26 protein-coding genes are annotated in these 25,433 nt (G+C 31.8%); 12 read left to right on the top strand and 14 right to left on the bottom strand.

What is annotated here, in order from left to right; translation table 11 throughout:
• Positions 1-9 precede the first annotated feature (9 nt).
• The gene (locus T367_RS0103220) at positions 10-1,251 is read right to left on the bottom strand and encodes a glycosyltransferase family 87 protein (RefSeq protein WP_027418558.1); all 1,242 of its coding nucleotides are present in this window, start codon (positions 1,249-1,251) and stop codon (positions 10-12) included.
• A 177-nt stretch (positions 1,252-1,428) separates the two neighbouring features.
• Positions 1,429-1,704, bottom strand: coding sequence for an EF-hand domain-containing protein (locus T367_RS0103215; RefSeq protein ID WP_027418557.1), 276 nt, complete (start codon positions 1,702-1,704; stop codon positions 1,429-1,431).
• 645 nt (positions 1,705-2,349) lie between these two features.
• Here T367_RS0103215 and T367_RS24825 point away from each other — a divergent pair.
• The 10 genes from T367_RS24825 (at position 2,350) to T367_RS21195 (ending at position 11,223) form a co-directional block, all read left to right on the top strand.
• Complete coding sequence (locus T367_RS24825) at positions 2,350-2,658, top strand: hypothetical protein (protein WP_157454108.1); 309 nt, start codon at positions 2,350-2,352, stop codon at positions 2,656-2,658.
• Positions 2,659-2,804: 146 nt separating this feature from the next.
• The gene (locus T367_RS0103205) at positions 2,805-3,188 is read left to right on the top strand and encodes a hypothetical protein (RefSeq protein WP_157454107.1); all 384 of its coding nucleotides are present in this window, start codon (positions 2,805-2,807) and stop codon (positions 3,186-3,188) included.
• A 688-nt stretch (positions 3,189-3,876) separates the two neighbouring features.
• Positions 3,877-4,641, top strand: coding sequence for a sensor histidine kinase (locus T367_RS0103195; RefSeq protein WP_027418553.1), 765 nt, complete (start codon positions 3,877-3,879; stop codon positions 4,639-4,641).
• Positions 4,642-4,652: 11 nt separating this feature from the next.
• Complete coding sequence (locus T367_RS0103190; RefSeq protein WP_027418552.1) at positions 4,653-5,315, top strand: response regulator transcription factor; 663 nt, start codon at positions 4,653-4,655, stop codon at positions 5,313-5,315.
• 9 nt (positions 5,316-5,324) lie between these two features.
• The gene (cysC, locus tag T367_RS21200) at positions 5,325-5,882 is read left to right on the top strand and encodes an adenylyl-sulfate kinase (RefSeq protein WP_051568318.1); all 558 of its coding nucleotides are present in this window, start codon (positions 5,325-5,327) and stop codon (positions 5,880-5,882) included.
• Positions 5,869-6,954, top strand: coding sequence for a TIGR03032 family protein (locus T367_RS0103180; RefSeq protein WP_035842263.1), 1,086 nt, complete (start codon positions 5,869-5,871; stop codon positions 6,952-6,954). The genes cysC and T367_RS0103180 overlap by 14 nt, the downstream gene beginning before the upstream one ends.
• Positions 6,955-7,105: 151 nt before the next feature.
• A complete protein-coding gene (locus T367_RS0103175) occupies positions 7,106-8,452 on the top strand; it encodes a T9SS type A sorting domain-containing protein (protein WP_027418550.1) in 1,347 nt (448 codons plus the stop codon).
• 167 nt (positions 8,453-8,619) lie between these two features.
• Complete coding sequence (locus tag T367_RS0103170; protein ID WP_027418549.1) at positions 8,620-9,024, top strand: hypothetical protein; 405 nt, start codon at positions 8,620-8,622, stop codon at positions 9,022-9,024.
• A 135-nt stretch (positions 9,025-9,159) separates the two neighbouring features.
• Positions 9,160-9,828: a DUF2461 domain-containing protein gene (locus T367_RS0103165; protein WP_035842260.1), complete on the top strand. Its 669-nt coding sequence runs from the start codon at positions 9,160-9,162 to the stop codon at positions 9,826-9,828.
• Positions 9,829-9,975: 147 nt separating this feature from the next.
• Positions 9,976-11,223 (top strand): adenylate/guanylate cyclase domain-containing protein, encoded by a 1,248-nt coding sequence (locus tag T367_RS21195; RefSeq protein WP_051568317.1) that lies wholly within the window; start codon positions 9,976-9,978, stop codon positions 11,221-11,223.
• A gap of 4 nt (positions 11,224-11,227) precedes the next feature.
• On the opposite strand, the gene T367_RS0103155 is transcribed toward T367_RS21195, so the two are convergent.
• The 3 genes from T367_RS0103155 to T367_RS0103140 form a co-directional block, all read right to left on the bottom strand.
• Positions 11,228-11,929 (bottom strand): DUF6503 family protein, encoded by a 702-nt coding sequence (locus T367_RS0103155; protein WP_027418547.1) that lies wholly within the window; start codon positions 11,927-11,929, stop codon positions 11,228-11,230.
• Positions 11,930-12,177: 248 nt separating this feature from the next.
• Positions 12,178-12,300 (bottom strand): hypothetical protein, encoded by a 123-nt coding sequence (locus T367_RS25455; protein ID WP_262485453.1) that lies wholly within the window; start codon positions 12,298-12,300, stop codon positions 12,178-12,180.
• Positions 12,301-12,472: 172 nt separating this feature from the next.
• The gene (locus T367_RS0103140; RefSeq protein WP_157454106.1) at positions 12,473-12,754 is read right to left on the bottom strand and encodes a hypothetical protein; all 282 of its coding nucleotides are present in this window, start codon (positions 12,752-12,754) and stop codon (positions 12,473-12,475) included.
• 306 nt (positions 12,755-13,060) lie between these two features.
• Between T367_RS0103140 and T367_RS21190 the strand changes: the two genes are divergently transcribed.
• Positions 13,061-14,461, top strand: coding sequence for a PIF1 family DEAD/DEAH box helicase (locus T367_RS21190; RefSeq protein WP_051568316.1), 1,401 nt, complete (start codon positions 13,061-13,063; stop codon positions 14,459-14,461).
• On the opposite strand, the gene T367_RS0103130 is transcribed toward T367_RS21190, so the two are convergent.
• The 8 genes from T367_RS0103130 to miaE all read right to left on the bottom strand — a co-directional run bounded on the left by T367_RS0103130 (position 14,458) and on the right by miaE (position 22,629).
• Positions 14,458-14,946 carry a TolC family protein gene (locus tag T367_RS0103130; protein ID WP_169736016.1) on the bottom strand — a complete coding sequence of 163 codons (489 nt, stop codon included), beginning with the start codon at positions 14,944-14,946 and terminating at the stop codon, positions 14,458-14,460. The two genes, T367_RS21190 and T367_RS0103130, sit on opposite strands and share 4 nt — an antisense overlap.
• A gap of 7 nt (positions 14,947-14,953) precedes the next feature.
• The gene (locus T367_RS0103125; RefSeq protein ID WP_035842253.1) at positions 14,954-15,145 is read right to left on the bottom strand and encodes a hypothetical protein; all 192 of its coding nucleotides are present in this window, start codon (positions 15,143-15,145) and stop codon (positions 14,954-14,956) included.
• A gap of 2 nt (positions 15,146-15,147) precedes the next feature.
• The gene (locus T367_RS0103120) at positions 15,148-15,384 is read right to left on the bottom strand and encodes a hypothetical protein (RefSeq protein ID WP_157454105.1); all 237 of its coding nucleotides are present in this window, start codon (positions 15,382-15,384) and stop codon (positions 15,148-15,150) included.
• Positions 15,385-15,513: 129 nt separating this feature from the next.
• Positions 15,514-16,281: a hypothetical protein gene (locus tag T367_RS0103115; protein WP_027418542.1), complete on the bottom strand. Its 768-nt coding sequence runs from the start codon at positions 16,279-16,281 to the stop codon at positions 15,514-15,516.
• An 85-nt stretch (positions 16,282-16,366) separates the two neighbouring features.
• Positions 16,367-16,867: a cold-shock protein gene (locus tag T367_RS21185; protein WP_051568315.1), complete on the bottom strand. Its 501-nt coding sequence runs from the start codon at positions 16,865-16,867 to the stop codon at positions 16,367-16,369.
• A 247-nt stretch (positions 16,868-17,114) separates the two neighbouring features.
• Positions 17,115-18,911, bottom strand: coding sequence for a hypothetical protein (locus tag T367_RS0103105; protein WP_027418541.1), 1,797 nt, complete (start codon positions 18,909-18,911; stop codon positions 17,115-17,117).
• Between the two features lie 43 nt (positions 18,912-18,954).
• Positions 18,955-21,969, bottom strand: coding sequence for an ATP-binding protein (locus tag T367_RS0103100; RefSeq protein ID WP_027418540.1), 3,015 nt, complete (start codon positions 21,967-21,969; stop codon positions 18,955-18,957).
• A gap of 78 nt (positions 21,970-22,047) precedes the next feature.
• Positions 22,048-22,629 carry a tRNA-(ms[2]io[6]A)-hydroxylase gene (miaE, locus tag T367_RS0103095; protein ID WP_027418539.1) on the bottom strand — a complete coding sequence of 194 codons (582 nt, stop codon included), beginning with the start codon at positions 22,627-22,629 and terminating at the stop codon, positions 22,048-22,050.
• A 100-nt stretch (positions 22,630-22,729) separates the two neighbouring features.
• Here miaE and hrpB point away from each other — a divergent pair, with 100 nt between their 5' ends.
• Positions 22,730-25,192 (top strand): ATP-dependent helicase HrpB, encoded by a 2,463-nt coding sequence (gene hrpB / locus T367_RS0103090; RefSeq protein ID WP_027418538.1) that lies wholly within the window; start codon positions 22,730-22,732, stop codon positions 25,190-25,192.
• A gap of 1 nt (position 25,193) precedes the next feature.
• Here the strand turns inward: hrpB and T367_RS0103085 are convergent, their stop codons facing one another.
• Positions 25,194-25,397, bottom strand: coding sequence for a DUF3820 family protein (locus T367_RS0103085; protein WP_027418537.1), 204 nt, complete (start codon positions 25,395-25,397; stop codon positions 25,194-25,196).
• Positions 25,398-25,433: the final 36 nt, after the last annotated feature.

Raw genomic sequence — 25,433 nt, 5'->3', positions numbered from 1 at the left:
ATAGAGACCTTAGTTATTATCTAATTTTACGCTTTCACTCCCCCAACTATTTCGATTCTTGTGATAAACAATCAAAGCAGTTGTAATAATCATCAAATTACCAATACCTAAAAGCCCCATGCTTTTATAATTTTCATTAAGATAATCACCCATCATATCTGTTGAATTTCCCCCATATAAGAATATCATAAAGGCAATCAGTGGAATCCAAACAAAGCGTTTTGGAATAGAAAAATATTGGATCAGTATTGAAATTAATGGAAGTGAAAACAGAAAGTGCTCTGTGTCTGTGATAAATACATTTGGAATAAAAGCAATCAATACAAAAAGATGTATGATCAACGCTGTATTCTTTCTATTGGTACGTTCTTCATGACTTAAAACCTCGTTTTTATTATTGATTCGAATGATTCGCCAGAAATAAAGACTTGTGATCACCGCAATAATTCCAAGTAATAGGAATGAAAATTCAGTTCCTATTGAAATTCCTGTATAACGATTAAGGATATAAAAGATTGTATTATTACTTTTTAAATATGAAGAATGATCAAGCATTGCGGCAAACCAATCGAAATAAAGATAAATGCCCTTAGAGAATCCTATTAATATTAAGGAAAGAACTACAGACAAAGCGCCAACAGCACCTATGCTTAATATTTCCTTATACTTTTTATGTAATAATAATGGTAAAACAAACACGATGAAGTACGGTTTGGTAATGATAATAAAAGCGATAATAATTCCAAATTTCACATACTTATTTTCGATGAGATATTGAATGGAAAGTGTTAATAAAAACACTAGAATCATATTTATATTCCCCAAGTGTAAATCACGAACTAAGTGAATAAGAATAGCGATTAAAACAATAAAAAGCGTGAGGTAATACTTCTTTTTAAAGTCAAAAAGATACCTCCTTATAATACGTTCCAGAAGTGGAAATGTAAGGATGGCGCAGGCCAATGTTATCAGAAAATGAAGTATACAAGCCACCTTATATGGAAGTAAAGCATATGGCACAAAAAAGAAAAGTGTAAATGGAGAATATTTGTAGAAACCCGTGTCTAGACCAACAGATGTGCCGTAAATTTGACCATTTTCAAGCAAAGCTGTTGCAGCTGCATACATTACTTCAAGATCGTGTAACCAAAAACGTTCATTAATCAGTTGAAACGTTAACATCGTCATGAAAAGTAGAAATGTCAGTAAGGCAAAAAGTTTTGATGCTTTAGTTTCAAATAATCGACGCATTGTTTTTTTACTTTTATTACAAATTTAGTTGAAGATTTAAATTCATACTCAAAACAGCCTAATTATTATTGTTTTAATACCAGCCTTGATTCTTTATTAAAAATGTGTCAAAAAAAAACACATGCGCATTCGCATGTGTTTTCCCGCTTATGAAAAAATCAGTTATTAACTGATGCACTATTTCTTTGGTCTAATACCTCTTTCAGGTTTTGGAGCATTATCTAATTCCTCTCGTGAAATGAATCCATCATCATCAGTATCAATCGTATCGAAATTATCTTTTAAAGGACCTTTGATTTCATCTTTATTCGCGTCGAACTTTTCGAATATTTCATCCGTTGTTGGAGGTGTTCTTTTCTCTCCGCCTCCAGGAGGTTGAGCAAATAGAGTATTATTACTTACCAAGAATAATGCTGTAACTACAACGAATAATTTAATTTTATAGGATTTCATAATGTTGTTTTTGTTTTATAGTCAGACTGTGATTTATATAAAAGGATTAATCAGTAGTAGCATAATTTTGAAAAAGGAATAAAATAGCTTGTAATTATAATTTTTAAAGCATTGTAGATGTATGCTTTGAACCTTTGTTCTTGTGAAAAAAGATTGTTTTGAATTTTATTATTAAAGCAAGTCTATAAAGAATCTACGGTCTTATTCAGTTTAAACCACAGCATAATTCATTTTATCAATTGTTCAGATTGTTTTGACCAAATTGGTTTAATTTTGCATTTTTTTTCAACTATTCGTGCTCTAATGGGAAGTGTTTATTGGATATATTTAATTTTACTCTATTCTTGTGTTCTCTATGGATTTATCTATTTTAAACGACTCTTATTCTCGTATAAACTATTTGTACTCTTTTTATTGACTACTGCAATTAGTGAAAGCTTATCGAGTGTTTTTACGGAGTATTTAGGTTATAATACGATCTTATATCATTTTTATATTCCAATTCAAATTCTCTTTTACGGCGTTTTCTATTCATTAAATAATGGTACTTCGAAGCTTTTTTATACCCAGACACGTTTTTATATTGCTTTATTTTTGAGCGTTTCGTGTTTTTTTAATTCAATATTTGTGCAATCCGTAAAATTTATGCCAACGTATAGCTTGTTTTTATTAGTTCTCTTTATTGTGCCTGTCGTATTGTTGTCTTATAAAAAAATGCTGTTAGAACCAAGTCAAATAAGCATTTTACAGCAACCTTTATTTTGGATTAATTTTGGAAATATTTTCTTTTACACCATTACACTTTTCTCATTGAGTTTTATGTTAATCGCCAAGTCAAAAGTCAGTATCGATTTATCAATAAACATTCTTGTTTATACTAATTTCATTCTTTATACCACCTTTTTTAACGCTTTGAGGCTGGCATCTAAGAAAAGAAAAAGAGCAATGATTTAAACTGACATTTTATTGTTTGTAAATATAAATAAACTAGTATTTCCCTCTTATTTACAGTACGTTAAGCTATGTCGAATCGACCTTTTTAATGTATGGTTATTTGGGCAAACCGTTTTAAGTCATTATGTTTAACAAAAAAAATAATTATGGATCTTAATTTTAAACGATACGGAATGCAGTTATCATGGCAACAAGCACAGGGACTAATTCACAACTATAACCAATCTACAATTCAACTAAAGGTTACGGTGAATAATGTAGCAATGACGTTAAGCGGGTTGAGTTTTCCAAGGTCTGAAGTTGAAGCAATTCTGAACCAAAGTACAGATGTGGAACGGGTGTTCTTCGCATTAGGACAACACGACGGATCAGAACCTGGCGTTGAAGCGGGGTCTACAATTATAATGTTGGGCATGAAAAAAGTCAACAATCAGGACTATTTAATGGTTAATTCAAGTGATAAAATCTTTGAATATTGCGCGCCATGTCCATCTGTATGTCCGACAAACGTTAATCTGCCTCAAATTTAGTTTTCTTACTGTTAGTTAGATTTAATAAAAGGAAATAAAGTAATGGGACTTTTTGTTTATTATGTTTATTTGGCAATTATATCTGCTTCTGTAATTTTGGGTTTTTCTCAATTTTATCAATTGTCTAAGCCTTTCAAATTATTAGTATTTTTTTTACTGATTACGTTTATAAGTGAAACAATGTCACTCTATTTTCGTCAGTGGATTGGATATAATACTATACTATACCATATATATATTCCAATTCAACTATTGTTTTTTGGTATTTTCTATTCGTTTATGAGTAAACAATTGAAACCTATTTATAAAAACCGATATTTTTTAGTTGCACTTCTGTTTTGTATACTTTCTATACTCAGTTCAATTTTTATAGAATCGGTAAAAAGTATGCCGACTTATAGTTTACTTTTAGTTGTATTATATATTGTTCCCGTAGTACTTTTATCTTACCGGAAAATGTTACTTTCTCCTAATCAAAATCCCATATTAAAACAGCCTTTATTTTGGGTTAATTTTGGTTATTTATCCTTTTTCACAATCGCCGTATTCTCTTTAAGTTTTATGATTTTCGCCAAATACGTTAATTTCATTATACTACCAGCATCGATAATCTTTTATTCAAACATACTGCAATACGGGGTTTTATTTAATGCAATCCGATTAGAAATTAAAAACGAAACTGAAACTTATGGATAAAAATTCACTTGATTATATTTTGCCAATCATTGTTGGGGCCATTGTTTTTTCAATGTTGGTCGTATTTATTATTTATTTTATTCTGCTTTACAGAAAATCGCAGGATAAGTATCTATATGAACAAGAATTATTAAAACAAGAATTCCTTGCTGCAGAGGCTGAAATAAGTGAAGAAACATTGAAGAATGTTTCGAGAGAATTACATGATAATTATGGGCAAATCGCCTCTTTAATTAAGATCAATTTGAATTTAATTTCTAGTGATTTATCTGAAAATGACCAAGCTAAAGTACAGGAATCCATCAACTTAGTAAAACAATTAATTCAAGATATTAGAAGTTTGTCAGCTAATTTAAATGGAGATAAAATAAAAGAGAATGGCTGGATTTCAATGATCGAAAATGAAGTCGCTCGAATTAATAGAATTGGACAGATTAATTATGCTTTTGAATTGGAGACGGAAATGACAGATTTAGGTCATGAAAAAGAACTCATTCTCTTTAGAATAACCCAAGAAATATTTAATAATATGCTTAAATATTCTCAAGCAACAGAAGGTAGTTTTAGCATGGTAAATAAAGACAATGCTTTGCTATTGACTTATAAAGACAATGGTCGCGGATTTGATATCAACAATGAAAAAAATCAAAATGGTTCAGGCCTCAAAAACATCAGAGAAAGAGCTAAGTTGATTGGTGCGAGTTGTTTGATTAAAAGTGAAGTTAATAAAGGAACAGAAATTCAGATTATTTTGTAAATTCATCCCCAATGAGCAATGAAATCCCAAAATTAAACATAGCCGTAGTTGATGATCATGGTTTATACAGAAGTGGCTTAACCAATTTAATAGAATCATTATCCGACAATTTAAAAGTAGTATTAACAGCAAGTAACGGAAAGGAGTTTTTAGATCTTCTAAAAACCAATACTTTACCTGATTTGGTGATTCTTGATGTGGATATGCCTATTTTAAATGGTTTTGAAACAGCAAAAATAATGTCAAAAGAATACCCAAGTATTCCTATTCTTATTATCACGATGCTCAGTGACGAAGCCAGCTTAATTAGAATGTTGCGAAACGGTGTTCGCGGGTATTTAAGTAAAGATATCGAACCGAGCGAATTAAAATCTGCGATTTTAGCTATTTCACAAAAAGGATTTCATTATACGGATGTGATAACAGGTCGATTGATTAATTCTATTCAAAACGATGAAGTGGAGCAAGAAAATTTGCAAAAACTGTCGAATAGAGAATTGACGTTTATCGAATATTGCTGTTCTGAAAAAACCTATAAACAAATTGCGGAAGAAATGTTGTTAAGTCCCAAAACAATAGATGGATATAGAGCAGCACTTTTTGAAAAATTAGAAGTAAAAACAAGGGTTGGATTGGTGTTATTCGCCATAAAAAACGGTTATGTTAAAGTTTAATTACTAAAGATGAATTCAATAGAAGCAAAAGTGTTTTGGTTTACGGGATTGTCAGGTGCGGGAAAAACTACAATCGCTACAAATATTGGATCAACCTTTAAAGAGAATTATAACTACACTTTTAATTTATTGGATGGCGACATCTTGAGAGTTGGGCTTTGTGGTGACCTTGGATTTAGCGTTGAAGATAGAAAGGAAAATATCAGAAGAGTTGCAGAAGTTGCTAAATTATTTCTTAACCGAAATATTTCTTCTTTGTGCACCTTTATCAGTCCAACAAATGAGATAAGAGATTTAGCAAAAGCAATAATAGGTGAAAAGAACTTTGTTGAAATTTATATTAATACGCCCTTAACTATTTGCGAAAACAGGGATACCAAAGGGCTTTATAAAAAAGTTAGAGCCGGAGAAATAAAAAATTTTACTGGAATAGATGCTGTTTACGAATCGCCAATATCTCCAGATTATATTCTAAATTGTTACGATAATACTGTCCAAGACAGTCTAGATGAAATCAATTCATTCATCGCCTTAAAATTAAAATTACCTGTTAATGGAGACCAATAATAATACAGCACCTTTCTCTTGTGTATATACGCCCAATGTACCTGAATTATTAGCGAAATTGAATTGCTCGCTTGCAATCACGACTTATCAGGCAGGCAAGTTAATCTTTATCTCGCCAAAAGAAGAAGAGTTTTTAATACAATTACCCCGTACTTTTCTCAAACCAATGGGCATTGCATATAATTCAAAAAAAGGCAAATTGGGAATTGCATGCAAAGATACCGTTGAACTTTTTCAAAATTCTCAAGCATTGGCGGATTACTATCCAAATTCACCAAAAAAATATGATGCCTTATTCATGCCTAGGGCAACACTCTATTCTGGAGGGATAGACGTGCATGATTTACGATTCGGAAATCAAGATGAAATATACGGGGTGAATACCTTATTCTCATGTCTTGTAAAGTTTGATTCTAATCATAGCTTTACACCAATCTGGCAACCAAAATTTATATCGAAACTAGTTTCAGAAGATAGATGTCATTTAAACGGGATGGTTTTAGAAAATGGGAAACCTAAATATGTGACTTGTTTTAGTCAGACTGATACAAAACAAGGTTGGAGAGAGAATATTACGAAAACAGGAGCTTTAATTAATGTTGATACAAATGAAATAATCTGTGATGATTTAGCCATGCCCCACTCCCCCATGCTCATAGATAATAATATATTTTTACTACAATCTGCAACGGGTGAATTATTAGAAATTGATCCTAAAACCGGTAAAAAAACGTCAATTATCAACCTTCAAGGTTTTGTAAGAGGAATGTCACAAATTGGAGACTACCTATTCATCGGGTTGTCAAAACTAAGAAAAAACTCAAGTACTTTTGCTCATCTAGAAATCGCGGATAAAGCAAAAGATGCCGGGATTGCAATCGTACATTTACCAACGAAAAGTTTTTGTGGTGAAATTAAATATCGCACAACAGTTGATGAGATTTATGATATTGAAGTTATTCCTGATTTTTTACGTCCTAATATTGTAAACAATCAAATGCCAATTTCTAAATTAGGAATCACTACGCCAAATCAAACATTTTGGGGAATAGCTCCTAAAGCAAAGCTTTAAGAATTATAAACTTTATTGGAGAGATTTGACAATTATATTTTATACTTAAATTTATTTCTTCAATTGTGGATAAATAAATATAATAATCTTGTAACTTTCGAGTTAGTTTAAGCGTCTTTCTAACGATTCAAGACTAAGAAAAAAACGGTATATGAAAAAAACTATTTACTCAAATGATTTACAGCAATTTAAAAATACTGCGGCAAAGATAAATCACCTTATAAGAACTGGTAATTGGGTTGAATTAGCCGAAAATAAAAGAGGTGCCTATAAAGATTCTCTTGTTCGTTTGTTTAATAAATTAAAGAATATTTTCAGCATTCGTTCTTTAAAACGAATTTTAGGAGCTGCCATTATTCTGATTTCAAATCAAGTTAGTGCGCAGGTATTTGGACCAGTTGAAGTGAACCCTTTCAATACTTCAAACAATGGTGCATATATTCATTTACCTACGTTTGTAGACATAGATAATGATGGTGATTTAGATTTGTTAACGACTGATGAAGATGGTTTTTCGTTTATCTACCAAGAAAATATAGGAACCGTAAATTCACCAGATTTTGCTGATCCTATATCCAATCCATTCGGTTTATTGCCGAGTTACTATGTTTATACGCCTAAACATGTCGATTTGGATAATGATGGCGATTATGATATTGTAGCTTCAGGTTACTATGGTATTTTAATTTATTTTGAAAATATTGGTACGCCAGAGTCCCCTAACTTTGATGCAGAAGTTGAAGATCTGTATGACTTGGATTTAGAATTCACCTTTTTGACCGATTTTGTTGATATTGACGGAGATGGTGATTTTGATATGTTTGTTAACCGTGTTGATGTTGATACTTATGATGGAAGTTTTGTTTACTACGAGAACACTGGTACGCCAGAATTAGCAAATTTTGGAGAAGATCTAATTAACCCCTTTGGATTAAATGCAGAAGCTGGATATTTATTTATGTTTGGTGATTTTGCAGATTTAGATTTGGATGGTGATTTAGATTTGATTCGTGCCGAATTTTATGGAGACAGAGCATATTATCATGAAAATATTGGTACAGCAGATAGTCCAAATTTTGCTTTAGGTGATGGTGTTGGTTCACCATTCGGTTTAAGTAGAATTGAGTACGCTGTAGGTGCAACTTTTGCAGATATAGACGGTGATGGAGATCAGGACGTATTTATTTCTGATTATTATGGCGCTTTGCATTACTTTGAAAACATTGAATTCAATCTAGGTATTGGATCGGATAATGATCAATTTAGTTTTGAAGTTTATCCGAACCCATCTTCTGATTTTATAACTATTCAATACGATGCTGATAAGATTGAATTAAAAGAGCTGCAAATAATCAGTATTGAAGGTAAATCGCTCCAAAAAAGAACTTCTGATTTTAAGAGTCCTTTAAATATTTCAAGTTTACCGCTCGGAATATATATCATTCAATTAAAAACTGATGATAAGAAAACTATTCAGAAAGAATTCGTTAAGCACTAAAATTTCACAATGTTTCTAAATAAAATGGTCTCTATTCCTCTCAGTGAAGAAATCTTTTAAAAAAAGCAATTATAAGCAACTCTATCAATGCTTATACGTCTCATAAATGTTGATAGAAAGAATTATTAAATTTTACTTATATTTGATTAATTAAAAAAAACACGATTATGAAAAAATTATCTTCTTTATTTGTTATCCTTTGTTTAGGATTTGTTACAAATATTCAAGCTCAAGAATTGATGAAGGATGGAGTGAAAATAGGAGACTATACAACGACAGGAGATGTCATTGTTGCTGACGTGGTTGTCGGAAACTTTAATCCTGAAGGAACGATAACTGTTGATGGAGAGGCTGTAGGTAATGTAAGTATGGACGGAGAGATTTCTAAAGACGGTGTTGTAGTTGGAAAATTTGAACCGAACGGAAAGATTATGGTCGACGGAGTTGAAGTTGGTTTAATTACTTCTACGGGGAATATCTTTAAAGACGGCGTAGAAATAGGCGTTGCAAAAGCGATCAATCCTAAATTTGCAGCAGCAATTTACTTTTTCGATTTCTTTGATTTTGAATAAAATAATCATATAACATATTTCAAAACAGCTCCAAAAATGGGGCTGTTTTTTTTTGATCAAAACTATTGATCTTTATAAATAATAATTTACAGAAGAGAAATGTGCGTTTTGCGAATTCTTTAATAATTAATCAGCATGAGTATTACCAACGACACATTACATTTTTTAAAGGCCTTAGAAGCGAATAACAATAGAGAATGGTTCAATGAAAATAAGTCGATATTTAAGTCACATGAAGCAAATGCAAAAGCATTTTTTCAAGAAATTGAGAAAGAATTAAATACAATCGACAATATCTCAGGACATAAAGTGTATCGTATCTATCGCGATGTTCGTTTTTCAAAGGATAAAAGCCCTTATAAGAATAGATTTGCAGGAGGTTTTACTCGAGCGACAGCAGCATTAAGAGGCGGGTATTATCTTAATATAGAGCCAGGTAATTCTGGAGTTGGTGGTGGTTTTTATTCACCGAATAAAGAAGATTTACAAAGAATTAGACAAGAGGTAGCCTTCGACCCTACTCCTTTGCAAGCAATACTCAACGAGACTAAGTTTAAGCAGACATTCGGTGAACTTCAAGGTGATGCACTTAAAACGGCTCCTCGTGGATATAATATCGATTCACCAGGAATTGAAATTCTTCAAAAAAAACAATTTATTTTATTTAAGTCGTTTACGGATAAGGAAGTAATATCTCCAGACTTCTTAAAAAATGTAATTATGACCTATTCTGTTTTACGTCCATTTTTCGACTATATGAGTGATGTTTTGACGACTGATGAAAACGGTACGTCAATTCTTTAAACAATTAATTTGCGTCTTGTTTCAATTAATTTATACTTAATTTTATAATTAAAATTTATGTATTTTTACATGCATGGTTTTTGAAGTGTATGTTTCAAATTTCCTACCTAAACTTTAGTTATTTTATTACTAATTATTAATTATTCGATGCCAACCAATTGGTTATTATTAATTCTGTTTATCGCTTTTAACTTGAATTTGTCAGCACAGGATGCTGAACAGATTTTTAATGAAGGGGTTTCATTAAAAACTTCGAGTAAAAAAATCAAAGCGATATTAAAACTAGAAGAAGCACTTGATCATGCTGTTGATGAGAGAAATATTGAAATTCAAATGCGTTGTCATTTAGAATTAGCTGAGCTAAAAAATAATCTAATCTATTATAAAGAGGCTTTAAAACATTATGATCAATTTTCAGATCTCTATCGCAGTGAGATGAATAGTAAAAATAAAAGGTTGACAGATTCAGTTTCGACATTAGAAGGAGAAGTACAAGTGCATATTGCCGAAATTCAAGATAAAACTGAAGAAATCGATTCATTAACAACTGAACAGCTAAAAGCTGAACTTGACATTCAACAATTAGAAATAGACAATCAAAAGCAAGAACTAGCGGCAAAGGATGCTGACAACCGTAAGAATATACTTCTGTTGGGTCTTGCCATGCTTACCATTGTTATTGCCTTCATAGCACGTGGCTATTTCAGAAAAAGAAAAACCAATATAACTTTACAAAATAAAAATTTTGAAATCATTAAAGAACAAGAAAAATCGGAAGGTCTACTATTAAATATACTCCCGAAATCGGTCGCAGAAGAATTGAAAAAATACGGTAAAACGACTTCTAAACTACACGAAGATGTAACAGTAATGTTTACAGATTTTGTTGGTTTTACACAATTTTCAGAAGCGACTACTCCAGAGAATTTAGTAGCTCAAATCGATACTTATTTTAGTGAATTCGATAATATCATGTCGAAACATAAAATCGAAAAAATAAAAACCATTGGCGATGCCTATTTAGCTGTCTGTGGAATTCCCGAAGCGCAAGATGAACATATGAAAAATATGATTTTAGCTGCAAAAGACATTGTTAAATTCGTCAATCAACATGTTAAGGAATTAAAGGCGGCTAACAAACCCTATTTAGAGATTAGAATTGGTTTACATTCAGGACCATTAATTGCAGGTGTTGTAGGGTCTAAAAAATTCGCATACGATGTTTGGGGTGACACTGTTAACATCGCGGCCCGAATGGAACAAGCCGGAGAGAAAGGTGAAATTAATGTCTCAGAAACAATATACGAAAACAGTAAACATCAATTCAATTTTGAATATAGAGGAGAACTTGCAGCGAAAAACAAAGGGGAAATGAAAATGTATTTTGTTTCCTAACTTATTATTTTACAGTACTTAAGATAAATACGTCTTCAGTGTTAATTAAACTCAATTCTTTTAAGCTATCCGATTCAAACAATACTGGTAATTCTGCTAAAGGCGTTCCAACTGGTGCGCCATAATTTACATAATCTTGAAAAGTAATACCTTCAACAACTCTTGGATTATTTGCAGCTCTAAAACGAACTCCACCGCCTTCTTCATCAAAACTAACCTCTACAACAAAGTAGTTATTGTCTTTAATCGCAATATCACTTACATAAGTTTTGTTTACTGCTTTATCAATTAATTTATGCGGTAAAGTGGCAAAATAAATTACGGAATTTAAAGCCTCTTGGTATTTAAAACGTTCCTTTTCTTCAAGCTCTTGTAAAGCTTCATTTATGGTACGTTCAAAACTATCATTAGTCATGCGATCAACCGTCAATTGACCGTTACTTGTGTCGATTTTAGAATAGGTATATTGCGTTCCTTCATTTTCAAAAGTATATTGTACACCTCTAAATACAAACTGATACGCTGCAGAATTGTATAAATCACCACCATGAGCTGTAAAAGCCAAATTAATGATGCTATCTCCTACTGTAATAACTTCTTCTTGTACTTCTTTAGCGGTTTCTGTATTCTCGTCAAGATCTTGAGTTTCTGGATCACAAGCATATAGTAAAGGTATTAATAAGATAGCTATAAATGAATATTTCATAAATCGATTTTTTGGGTATAGACGTTGAATTAACTCGTTAATTACAAATATCGTCAATATTTACTTTCATTTGATATTGCTTTTTCAATAGCTTCTAAATATCCCTTTAATACTTGTAGATGCGGCACTAAATCAGCAATGAATTTCAAGTTGTTAATCTCGTCTAAATATGCAAATGTGTCTGTAATATTTTTTTTAGCTGCCGAATAATCTCCTGCATCGCATAAATCAGCAATTGCCTTGGTGACTTATATAATTACAGCGAAGGAATAATTATCCTTAAAATTGTCGTTATGAATTTGTTCTGTATCAGTCTCGTCACTCCAATTCAAACCTAATGATTTAGTGATTTTAACGGTTTCTTTTTTCACTTCATCAAAATATGATATATTAATTTTAATCTTTTCTTATTCTATAAATTGATATGGATGGTCTAATTGTAAATTTTACAATGGCCATTAGATATAAAGAGCTGAACACTTCCTCCAAACCAAAGGTTACTGAATTGTTCTTTGGGTTTTCTCAGGAATTCCATACAAGGTTTTAAAAATAGAATGATTGATTCAATTCGTAAGCAATTAACGCCAAAGGAACATCTCTCCATGCTTGCCCCAATGGATTAAGAAATTGAATCTCAACAATTGCTGTTTTTGGATTACTGCTCTGACGTGGCGGTAAATTTTGCTTCACTAATTCTAATTTCAAATTTGAACGATCGACTGGCAATAAAGTAATTCTTTTCCAATGATCAACATCATAAGTCACCGCGGTTGAACTGGAGCCTTCGCCATATTTTGGCATACTGATAGCTGTATAGTTTTTCATTTCACCGATATTCACAATCCAATTATTCCCGCCAATAATATTCAATTCAGCTTTCCCATATTGATTCGTGATGAAATGTGATTTTTGAAAAGTATTCGATTCAATACAATTAATTTCTATGTCCCCTAGTGGATTTTGGTCTTGATCGGTAACATGAATTTAATAGACCATTTTTCCTTGATCGAGTACCGTAAGAGAAAGATAAACAAGTAGATATAAAAGGAATATTTTTTTCGTATTGTAGGGGATTTAATAACTATTGCTTATTTAATAAACAATGAACAGGAGATTTGTTACAAAAATTCTATGATTCCCAAGTATATTCGATTCAAAGGCATTAACTTTATTCTATCAAATTATATAATGACACAAGAAAAGGCATTAGCACTTCTAAAATCGGGAGCGAACTTATTTTTAACTGGTTCAGCTGGAGCTGGAAAAACGTATGTGTTAAATCAGTTTATTCAATACCTACAGGATGCAAAAATCCATGTGGCTATAACAGCTTCAACAGGAATTGCTGCGACACATATAAAAGGAAACACTATTCATTCGTGGTCAGGTATTGGAATAAAGCAGATCATTGCGAGTAAGGATTTAGAATATTTAAAGAAAACGAATGTTTACAGAGATCAATTCAATAAAACTAAGGTTTTAATCATTGATGAGATTTCGATGTTACACAAAGATCAACTAAACAGTATACATCAAATTCTTTCCTATTGTAGAGATAATCCCATGGCTTTTGGAGGAATTCAAGTGGTTTTGTGCGGAGATTTTTTCCAATTACCACCAATAGGAAACTATCATGAAACAAGCAAAGATAAATTCGCTTTCATGAGTGACGCATGGGTTTGGGGAGAATTTAAAATCGCGTATCTAACTGATCAATACAGACAATCGGAGAATGAGTTAAACCGAATTCTAGAAGAAATTCGTTCGGGTAAAATCTCACAAAACACTATAGATTCGCTTAACGAAGCCAAAGGCAATACTTTTGAAAAAGAGATTGAGCCAACAAAGTTGTATACACACAATGTAGATGTTGACACGATAAACAATAAATTCCTTGAAAATTTACCAGGAAAAAGGAGATATTTTAAAGCCTTAACAAAAGGGGACAAATCTTTAGTAACCACACTTAAAAAATCAGTATTGACACAAGATAATATGTCTTTAAAGATTGGCGCTAAAGTCATGTTTGTGAAAAATAATAGTGAGAAAAACTATATCAATGGGACTTTAGGTGAGATCATTGATTACTCAACATTAGGTTTTCCAGTAGTTAAAACACTTGAAGGGGATGAAATTACAACGAGTCTTGAGGAATGGTCAATATTGAATGAAGCAGGTCATCCTTTAGCAACCTATCAACAAGTCCCACTTCGATTAGCATGGGCTATTACTGTTCATAAAAGTCAAGGTATGACTTTAGACGCTGCTGAGCTTGATCTTAGCAAAACATTCGAGCGTGGACAGGGTTATGTTGCATTATCAAGACTTCGTGCTTTAGACCGTTTAAAACTGTTAGGATTTAACAATGTTGCATTACAAGTCGACCCGCTTGCATTAAAAGCGGATAGACGTTTTAGAGAATTGTCCCAAATATTAGATGAAGAGACCAATTTAGATGAATTGGATGTAAAACGAAAAGACTTTATCCGCAAATCAGGCGGTCGCGTACTCACTAAATTGCAAAAGGATTAAATATATTTATTCATTACCTCTCCAGAAAGGCGATCGAGATTAAGACGAATAACTTGTAGCAAATAATTCAGTTCTGTCACCTGAATACTTGTTTGTAATAATGCATTCTGCATCAACCTAAAATCATATCCCGAAATTTGACCTTCTTTAAATTGTTCAGCTGTTACTCGATATACACTCTGCATAGTCACTTCATTTTCTTGCGCAAGAATTAATCTATTTTGTGCAGATAGAAAGTTTTGATATAGTGTCAAGATTTGTGCTTTCAAATCCAGTTTTACATTCTCTGTGGTCAACATTGCATTTCCATTTGCAAATTCTGCATTTTTAATTGCTTCATTATCAAATTTATTAGAACTAATTATATAAACGTCTACATTAAGACTTGGAAGCGTTGCTGACTCCGAAGATTCGTTGTTTGTTCGGCAAGAACTTATGATTGCTAGAAGAACAAAAAAAGTTGGTAACAGATTTTTTTTAAACATTAACATTCTATTTGATTTTGTGAGGTTTTACGATATAATCTGGAGCTGGTAAAGTTTTAATACGCAGCATTAATCTGTTCATGACACTTGAGAAAGTTGCCAATTCTAAATCAGAAAACTCATTCGTTAGTAATGCGTTGCTTTGATTAATTGAGTTGTATATGATAGGCGTTAATTCTTTCCCTTTCTCAGTCATCATTACTAAGTGGCATCGCCTGTCATCTTTGTCTTGTTCTCTTTTGAGTAATCCACTTTCGGATAAATAATCGATCGTAAAATTGAAACTTTATCTTTTTGCAAAGCTTCAGCTATTTCACCTTGATTAAGCTTACTTGAATGCTCATTAACAAAAGTTAAAATTCTGAAGTGACGTTCTAAACCATACGGTTTCATTAAGGCAGATAGCGTACTGAAGTAAACTTCTGATATTCTTGCCATTTGGAAACCATATATTTGTAAATCCGTCAAAATATTTAGTTGCATTTTGTAATGGTTACAAATGTAACTAAGTAAAATGGATCTAAATGTAAAAATATGTTATAACAGATATATTTGGTAATCAGCTAACTAGATCGTAATTTTTATCGATCCAAAAGAAAGTACTGCTGTTCCATTATGCATTGCCGGTTGGAATTTTGGAAGAGCTTTTAATATACGTTCCGCTTCTTTTTCAATGAATATATTCTCCGCATCTATAAAATGTCGATATTCAATTCCACCTTGCAGGTTTACAATAAATTCAACAATAACTTCTCCATGAATTTCATTCAGATTTTCATCATAGATGAGGGATTTATTGTTCTTAATTGACTTTTGCAGTTTTTTAGCAGATGCTTTAACGTTCTTACAACCAAGAACGAGAGCTGGTTGATCAGATTTGAAATAAACCCTATTATTATCCGCATTCATTAAATAGGTAGCTTTTAAGACTCCATCATCATATGATTCGTTCAGTTTAATTTCTCCATTTTCAAAATATCGTGTAAGCTCTCCATGCAGCACGTCATTTTTATATGATGCAGACACCTTTAAATTCCCGTTTTTATAAAACCATTTTGAAATACCCTCCTTTTTATTTTCAACGAGTGATAAATTGGAGTAAATGTTTTGATCCTTAAAAAAGTAGGAACGCTCGCAACGGTTCATATCATTGCAAGTGGTTATTGACGAATAATAATGCGTCTCAATATCCGTAGTTATATTCCACTGCTTTGTATAATATATAGTGTCACCAATTGTTTGAGAAACAGCTGTAATTACAGGGAATGTAAGAAAAATAAGTAGTAGAAATTTTATGACGGAAAATGATTTTCGGGTCGAATCTTTAGTTGTCATTCAGAATTAAAATAATATAAAAAGTAAATTTACTATTCTACGAAGAAAATAGTAAAGTACTTTTGAAATTTAAAAAAAACGAATTTTATTCTTCTTCACTATCAGTAGCATCTTCTTCAGCTTCAACTACAGGTTTATCAACTGCAATTTTAACATTGAAAGCGCTTAAGCCTCTAGGACCTCTCTCTAGTTCAAAATTAACTTTATCACCTTCAGCAATTTCTGGATATGCATTGTTAATGTGAACAAAGTATTTATCTTGAGAGTTTGCATCGTTAATGAATCCAAACCCTTTTTCTGAATTAAAAAATGCAATGGAACCAATCAATTCTGGATCTTCATCTGCTTTTTCTCTTCTTGGAATTCCGATTTCAATACTTTTAGCATTGATTTTTTTCTTTTTAGATAAATCTGGCGGACTATCTACTAAGTTTCCATTTTCATCAACGTACGCTAGCATACTTTCAAAGTCACCACCGTCTGAGTTTGCTTTACGCTCCTCTTTCTTTAACAACTTGTCTTTTCGCTTCTTAAGTCGTTTTTTTTCTTTTTCTTTTTTACTAAAGGTTTCCTGGGATCTTGCCATTCTTTTTTTTAAATGTAATTTATTAAGTGTTCAACATTTGACGATACGTTAGAATGCAACTTGAATAAAGGGAACTTAAAAAATGGTTCAATTGACTCTTCTGTTTATAAAAGTTTTCACCTTAAAAACACTTTTGGTTGCATTTAATACCGAATGATAATGCAAATATAGGCTTTATTAATTAGAATAAAAAAATATTAATGAATTGAATTAGTTCTCATAAATCGCATTAACACGCAACTATAGATTATTTACTCCCTCTAAATTTCTGTGGATTATGTCTTGTTATTAGATCAAATTCTTCTTCACTTAAATACGATTTCAATTGAAGGAAGATATCTTTATCTGCTTTTTGACTTCGTACAACATAGAAATCTGAACCGAAAAGGACTTTGGTTCTTAATATTTCTTTCGTTACGTAAGTCGGCTTATTCGATGAGTTGTTTTCGTATGATGAGGCTTTAGAAATAGTTTGCTTCAGCAAAGGGAAGAACGAAGGTTTACTGACGAGATAACTAATATCAGCGTAAAAATTGTCATAGTGAATCATCATACTGCAACATATTGAATACCAATCTGTATATTTCCATAAATGCTCATATCTTCTCCAAGGAATTTCGTTTTGATCTTCGACTTTCAAATTAATGGCAGCAACACCTTTTGTCATGAGTTGCTGCGCATAAATATCCCTATCTCTTTCAAGATATTTAGCCCATTCTTCTGCCCCACCAAAGTGAGCAAATGATATTTTTAATTGAGACAGATTCGTTTTCAATTCGGTTTCTTGGTTTTCAAATCCAAATATTTTTTTTAAATCTTGATTCTTAGTTTTTGAAATAAGAATCCTTAATAATGGCTCTTCTAAAAGGCATAGATAGTTTAACGGATGTGTAAAATTAATTTGAAAATCGACATTTTTTGTTTCTGGAAAAAGTAATGGTTTCATCTCATTACTGCCAAAGCTTTCATTAAATACAGGGTGATACATCCAATCTTTTTGCAATTTTCCTCTATAATAAATAGAGCCTTTTATGCCGTGTGAAATAATTGGAAGGTTATTTTCGGTCGCATATTTCCACAAAACCAATAACCTTTCATCAAATGGAAAATATCCTAGTGCAGGATAGATTTTAAATCCTGCAAAACCTTTGTTTTCGATGAATTCTTTAATTAAACAATCTTTTAATACAATTTTGTCATCACGAATTTCATAATCAAAGAATGTTTTGCCTTCCATAGTTATCCTTCTGGGATCTATAAAAATAAAAGCATGAAATTCATCTTTATCATTCAGTTTTTCTAATTCTAATAATTGATTTCTAAAATTATACTTAGGTTTAATTTGACCAGCTTCCATAAAAGCCATATCCATTGACAATAAATAAAAATGAGTTCCTATTGGGTATTGATGTTTTAACTTGTTTGCAATACCACCTTGTTTCTTGTAGATCGCAAATCGAGCCATCATTAAATATCGGCCAAGTAGTTGCTTGATCTCAGAGCTTGGAAGAAGATGAAAAAAACGCCAAATTAAATTGAGAAGATACAGTGAAATTTTTCTAACGCTTGGCACTACAAGTACAAAAATGAAAGCCAGGATTACCCCTAACCAATGTGGTAACCAATTTGGTCTAACAATTAATAAACGGTATTCATATAACCAATCTCTCGCAATAACAACTCTTTGAGACCAATCTAAATCAACCACTGGTAAATTTGTAACTAGCAAATTAAATAAGGTCAAAAAAGCTACAAGACCAATGTAAAAAACAACAATGAATAATACTGCTTTTAATAAAGTAACACGATAAATAAACCTTAACGCTTGATACTTGATTCGTCTAATTTTTCTATAAAAAGGCTTAAATTGCTTTTCTTTCAGAAGGTTAATAAAGATGTAAATTCTAACGAATGTAGGCAAATGAATTAAATAATAGAAAGGCCAAGGAATAATTGTTTTCGCTAAATACGGTGGAACATAATTATGGGTAAACACATGACTATGAGCATTTGTTATAGGCGGTTTTGGATCTAGATTTTTCATAAAACTGAGTTAAAGATATTATTTACAACCTATTAACTGTGTTTTATAACAAGAATTCTGTTTTTAATTGATTTACTTTTTTTGGAGCGTTCCACAATTCGAAATATTTAACAGCTTCTAATAAATGATTCTTTCCTTCAAATGGTGCGTTGTATTTAAGATATAATCTGCCAATTTTTTCATTATAAGAAGCAACTACTGGAATGAAATTCTCTTTTTTGGCGGCATGAATAGCATCTAATAAAAATTTTATTGCCAATTCTGAATCTTGTTTACAATCTGCTTTTAGTCCTTTAATCAATAAAGCGATATGGTGGAAATTAGGATTGTTATTCTTTATAATTGGTTTTAAAATGTGAAATAATTTTGCTAACCTTTTTAAAGTTTCTTTTTTTGGATGCCCGTTTGCGTATAATTCATGCGCACCAATCGCACTATAAACCAGTTGATTGATTTCAATTGCGCGAACAGTTCTTAAATCTTTATTTTCAAGATTATTGAGTAATAAAGGAATGGCGTTTATGTCACGCATTAAAACTGCGTATTGTATTTGAAAGATTGAATTTGTAAACACCATCGGTTGAAACTCGTTCGTTTCATCAATAGGCAAATAATTTATTTTTACCTGTTCTGATTGCACGGAATTTAGAGAAACAACGATATTTTTTAATTCATCCAAGTTTTCATAGAAGTACTTATTATTCGTTCGCTTTAAAAAATACAGGTAATTATTTATTAGACTGATTAATGATTTTAAATCCGTTCCGACAATAAGGTGTAACTCTGATAATATTAAGGTTGAGTACATCGCTAAATGATAATTACCTATCACCTGCGCATGATAGTAATTCATTTGCAAAGGTTTAATCGTGTCTTTTATTCTACCGAATAGTAAACTATAAACAGCGAAAAACCTGAATTGGGCTTCTGTTTTAAGTGAAGGATCTTTAAAGTTCAAGACCATTTCGTTTGCAGTCTTGAAATATTTATTCGATAATTCAACGTTCCGTAAACCAAAGGCTAAAATTTTACCATATCCAACTATACCAAAATACGAATTAGATGAAACACCATTTGACAGTGTTAATTCCAAACTTTTAAAAAAGTTGTAGGCTATAGCTTTCTTATTCCTAATGTAACAGATATCCCCCAAGGATAATAACAGTTCTTGAGCTAAAACCTCTTCTTCTTTAGGTATTTTAGGGTCACTTAAAACTTTATTCAAATTCCTTCTAACTAACTGAAAGTTAACTTGAAATAATTTTAAATATAGGTGGAAGTAAGTTATATTAGATATCAGGTTTATTTTCAAAGCTTTCAAAGCTAAAACACCGCTTCTCCATGATGAATTTAAATCTGATACTATATTATACATCTTAATAAACTCACCGTGTACTGTTGCTTTTTCAATATTGGACTCTGCGTATTTTAAAGCAAATTCTAAATGTTTGACAGCATTTACCAGGTCGTTTTTTAAATATGATGTTCTTCCTGCCAATAAATATAAATTATAGATTTCTTCTTGTTCCCATTCAAGAAGGTTAAGCTTGACTAAACGCAAAGCATTTTCAAAATATACTAAAGCTGAATTATAAGCCGTATTTTTCAAAGCTTTCTTTCCGGCGTCTATATTTAAGTGGGCTAATTTTTTATTCGTGATTCCTTTGCCTATATATCTATTTGAATGATTAAATTGATAAACAATCTCGTATATATTCTTTGAAACAGCTGCATTAGCTAAAGCTGACAAATAGGATTGGCCCAATCTAAAATGTGCACGCTCTCTTTTTTCATTGTCTAATGCCTGATATGCTGAGTATTGATATATTTTATGTGAAAACTTGAGATAGTTATTGTCCGATGCTTGATCATCTTTATTTATTAGGATACCCTTCCCCATAAAATAGCTAATGGCATCATGTATCTTAACCAAGGGCACGTCAATTATTTGTTGTAAAGTAAAAATGCTGAACTTGTTTCCAATAACTGCTGCAGTGGACAAAACTTCTCTAGTTTCTGCAGGCAAGGAGTCTAATTTCTTTTTCAAGAAGCAATAAATGTCGGAACTTGCATTTATCTTTTTAAGAGCAGTTATATTGTACTTATATTGAGCTTGCTCTTCTACAAATACAAGCAATTCAATTTCCATAAAATATTGAATTGCTTCATTGATAAAAAATGGATTCCCAGCAGTAAATTGGAATAAAAGTTCTGACAGGATTAATTTTGATTCATCTTCAATATTGTAGTTTTTATTACAATAATTTTCAATGTCATTTGTATTTAATCCAGAGAGCTTAATTTCCGTTTGAAGGTAATTGTTAGATGTTAGCGGTTTTTCAAAATTTCTTAATAATAAATTTGGCGTTTCATACTCGTCAGATCTAAATGATAGAACCCAAATTATATTTGATATACCATTATCTTGTAAACAATTCTTTATGAAGTTTATCGATCCTTTATCAATATGTTGAGCATCATCTATAGAGAAGAATATTTGTTTTGAAAGTCCAGATAGTTCCTTTAATAGGTTGACTATGATCTCTGTAAAATTCTCATTAAATTCAATATAAGTATTGGATGTTTGACGATCATCAATTTCTAATAAATCTTTCAATTCGGGTAGTAAGTCAGCTATAAAAGGTATCGCCGACCCATAATTTTCAAAAATAAAATTTTTAACAATCTTAGCTAAACCATTTTCCTGCTTCCATTCATAAATTAATTGATCTAAACAATCAATTAATGCACAGCTTTCAAAATTAGTATTGCCTCTATGATTTTCTGATTTTAGACGAATTACATTTTGATCTTCAAATTGATCTAAAAAGTTATTGATGAATTCTGATTTACCTACGCCCGCATTACCATGAATAAGAATTAGTTTGCTTTTCTTTTTATTGGACGTAACAAATTGCTCCAATTGCTCTAATTCTGGATCACGTCCGAATAACAGAGCTTTCTCAGGATCTTTAAGTTTAAGTTGAATAGACAATGGGTTAATGTTTTGAAAAGTTTTGAATTCGAATGAAGATAGATTAAAAATCTTGGATATCATTCAAATTTTCGACGAATCAATTAAAACCAAAGAGCGGTTTTATATTTTGGAGTATTAATTAATTTCCAAAAGAGATAATTAGCCATGTATAGCGTTATTAGTGCCGTAATTCACAATGATTTCTGCTTCATAATCAAGCCAAGCTTGCCAACGTTTGTCAACATCAATATTTTCCGCATATTTTCTTGCAAATCCTATAAAAATAGTGTAATGCCCTGCTTCACTTTCCATTAAGTCACGATAGAATTTTGCCAGTGCGTTATTGGGTAAATTTTCAGATAACACTTTAAATCTTTCACAACTCCTAGCTTCTATCATTGCCGAAAAAAGCAATCTATCTATAAACGATTCATGTCTAGATTTTCCTTTACTCATAAACTTGTAAAGCTTAGATACATAATCATCTACCCCTTCTCTACCTAGAATATTTCCACGTTCTTTAATCAATTCATGGACTTGACCAAAATGTTCTAATTCTTCTTTCGCTATCTCTAATAAAGCGTCTACCATTTCCGTTCTTTCGGGGTTCTGAATAATTAAAGTAATTGCATTCGTAGCCGCCTTCTGCTCGCACCAAGCATGATCCGTTAAAATTTCATCAATATTACTCTCTACAATATTAACCCATCTAGGGTCTGTAGGTAACTTTAGTCCTAGCATTTATTTTTTTTATCCAAAAATATACATTTATGATGTGAGAGAAAAAAAAATGCCCACTAAACATTGAATTCGTTAATTTTGGCGTCTAATATTTTAATTTATGCAGTTTGATCCTTTTAAAACTAAATTACCGATTACAGAAGTTATTGTAGATTTAAAAGCAAAATTAGCAGAGGTTAATACCGTCATTCTTGAAGCTCCACCTGGCGCTGGAAAAAGCACTTTGATTCCACTTATTTTAAAGGATGAGCCTTGGTTAAAGGATAAGAAAATATTAATGCTAGAACCGAGAAGATTAGCGGTGAAAACAATCGCCGAGAGAATGTCTAGTTTATTGGGTGAAGAGGTTAGTAATACAATTGGATATAGAATAAGATTTGAATCTAGATCTAATGAGAATACTAAAGTTGAAATAATTACTGAAGGTATTCTGACTCGAATGTTGCAAAATGATAATGCACTCGAAAATATTGGATTAATTATTTTTGATGAATTTCATGAACGAAATATTCATTCTGATCTTGCATTGGCTTTAACAAGAGAATCACAAAATATATTAAGACCAGACTTGAAAATATTGGTGATGTCAGCAACCTTAAATACTGACGAATTAACGGCACAATTAGAAGCTCCATTAATTTCAAGTAAGGGACGAGAATATCCTATTACTGTTAACTATGAAACTGATTATCCATTAGAGTCTATTGCTGAAAGTGCTGCATTCCTCGCTAAAAAAGTTCTCAATATTGAACAAGAAGGAGATATTTTAATATTTTTACCTGGAGAACGAGAGATAAAACGTTGTGTTGAAGTTTTAAAGTCTTTTAAAATGGATATAGTTATTCGTGAATTATTTGGGCGATTAACTTTGAATAAACAACGTGCTGCAATTTTAAAAGATCGGAACAATAAGCGGAAGGTTGTTGTAGCAACATCAATCGCTGAAACTAGTTTAACTATTGAAGGAATTAAAATAGTAATTGATTCGGGATATACCAGAACAGCTGAGTTTGATTCAAAAACTGGACTTTCAGGTCTTAAAACCAAGCAAATAACAAAAGATATCGCGGATCAACGTGCAGGAAGGGCGGGTCGGTTAGGTCCAGGAATAGCTTATCGAATGTGGTCTTTAAGTACTCAATATAAATTAAATCTACATAGACTATCAGAAATATTAATTGCAGATTTGGCACCTTTAAAGCTGGATCTAGTTAAATGGGGAATACAAAATGTGAATGACTTATTTTGGTTGGATCCCCCACCCGACCATGCATTGAATATGGCTAGTGAATTGCTTGAATCGATTGATGCTGTAGAAAACAATAAAATCACCGACCATGGAGTTCTAATACAAAAACTACCAACACATCCTCGGATTGCGCATTTATTAATAGTGGCAGAATCATTAGATTTAATTCATTTAGCAACAGATATCGCAGCGTTATTAGATGAACGTGACCCATTAAAGAATAATCCTGGTATTGACATTTCATACCGAATTGAAGCATTACGTAGACATCGGAAATCGAAAAGTTTGACGGGGAAGTTTAAACAAATTGAACGATTAGCAAAACAATATCGCAGTTTATTCAACCTTGAAGAGTCGAATGATAGTTTCGATCCCTTTGATGCTGGCATTTTATTAATACATGCTTATCCCGAACGTATCGCATTTGCAAGACCAGGAAATAATGCTCAATTCCAATTGGCAAATGGTAAATACGTATCAATTGGCCATAAGGATAGCTTAGCTTTTGAGCCGTGGTTAGCAATCGCGCATATGAATGATCGTGAAAAATCCGGTTCAGTTTTTTTAGCAGCGCCTTTAAACCCGATGGATTTGAGACCTTTTTTGAAAGAAATTGAATCTTATAAATGGGACGCTGATGATGGAGGAATAATCGCGGAACGAGAAACAAGAATAGGCTCAATAGTTCTAAAGAAAACACCAATTCGAGAATTGGATGAGGAAAAAATAAGACAATTACTTATGAATGTTTTAACAAAGGATGGAAAACATCTATTAAACTTTGATCATCGAACAATGCAGTTATTAAACCGCGTTATTACGATTCAAAAATGGTTTCCAAATGACAATTGGCCTAATTATAGTTTATCGCATATACTATCGAACTGTTCAGTCTGGCTTAGTCCTTATTTAAATGATATTACTTCAACATCTGACTTAAAAAAGTTAAATCTATACGAGATACTCTTTTATAATTTATCGACTGAGCAACAACAAAAATTAAATAAAATAGTTCCTGAAAAAATTGAACTATTTAATAATCAAACAGCAGAACTTGTATACCAAGAAAATGGATACACCCCTGTTCTACCAATTAAAATTCAATCCATTTTTGGATTAGCAGAAACCCCGAGTATTAATGATGGTAATGTCAAAGTCTTATTACACATTCTTTCACCAGGTTTTAAGCCAGTTCAAATCACATCCGATTTACCCAGTTTTTGGAAAAATACTTATAGTGAAGTTCGAAAAGAATTACGCATACGCTATAAAAAGCATTATTGGCCAGAAAATCCTTTTGACCGCGAGAAATAAATTAAAATATACTTTTTCTAATTGGATCTAAAAGATATTCTAATCCATTACATTTAATTTCGTACATAGAACCTAAAAGTGCTCCTATTTTACCAGGAGGAAAACCTTTACTGTGATACCAGACCAAATAAAACTCAGGTAAATCACAGACTTTACGCCCTTTATATTTGCCAAAAGGCATAACCGTTGTGACAAGTTCTATCATATGTTGTCGTTGTTGCTCTTGAGTAAACATAATTGC

The organism is Crocinitomix catalasitica ATCC 23190, from assembly GCF_000621625.1.
Lineage (GTDB): Bacteria > Bacteroidota > Bacteroidia > Flavobacteriales_D > Crocinitomicaceae > Crocinitomix > Crocinitomix catalasitica.
The sequence above is the reverse complement of the archived record's forward strand: the minus strand, read 5'-3'. Positions and strand labels throughout refer to the sequence as shown.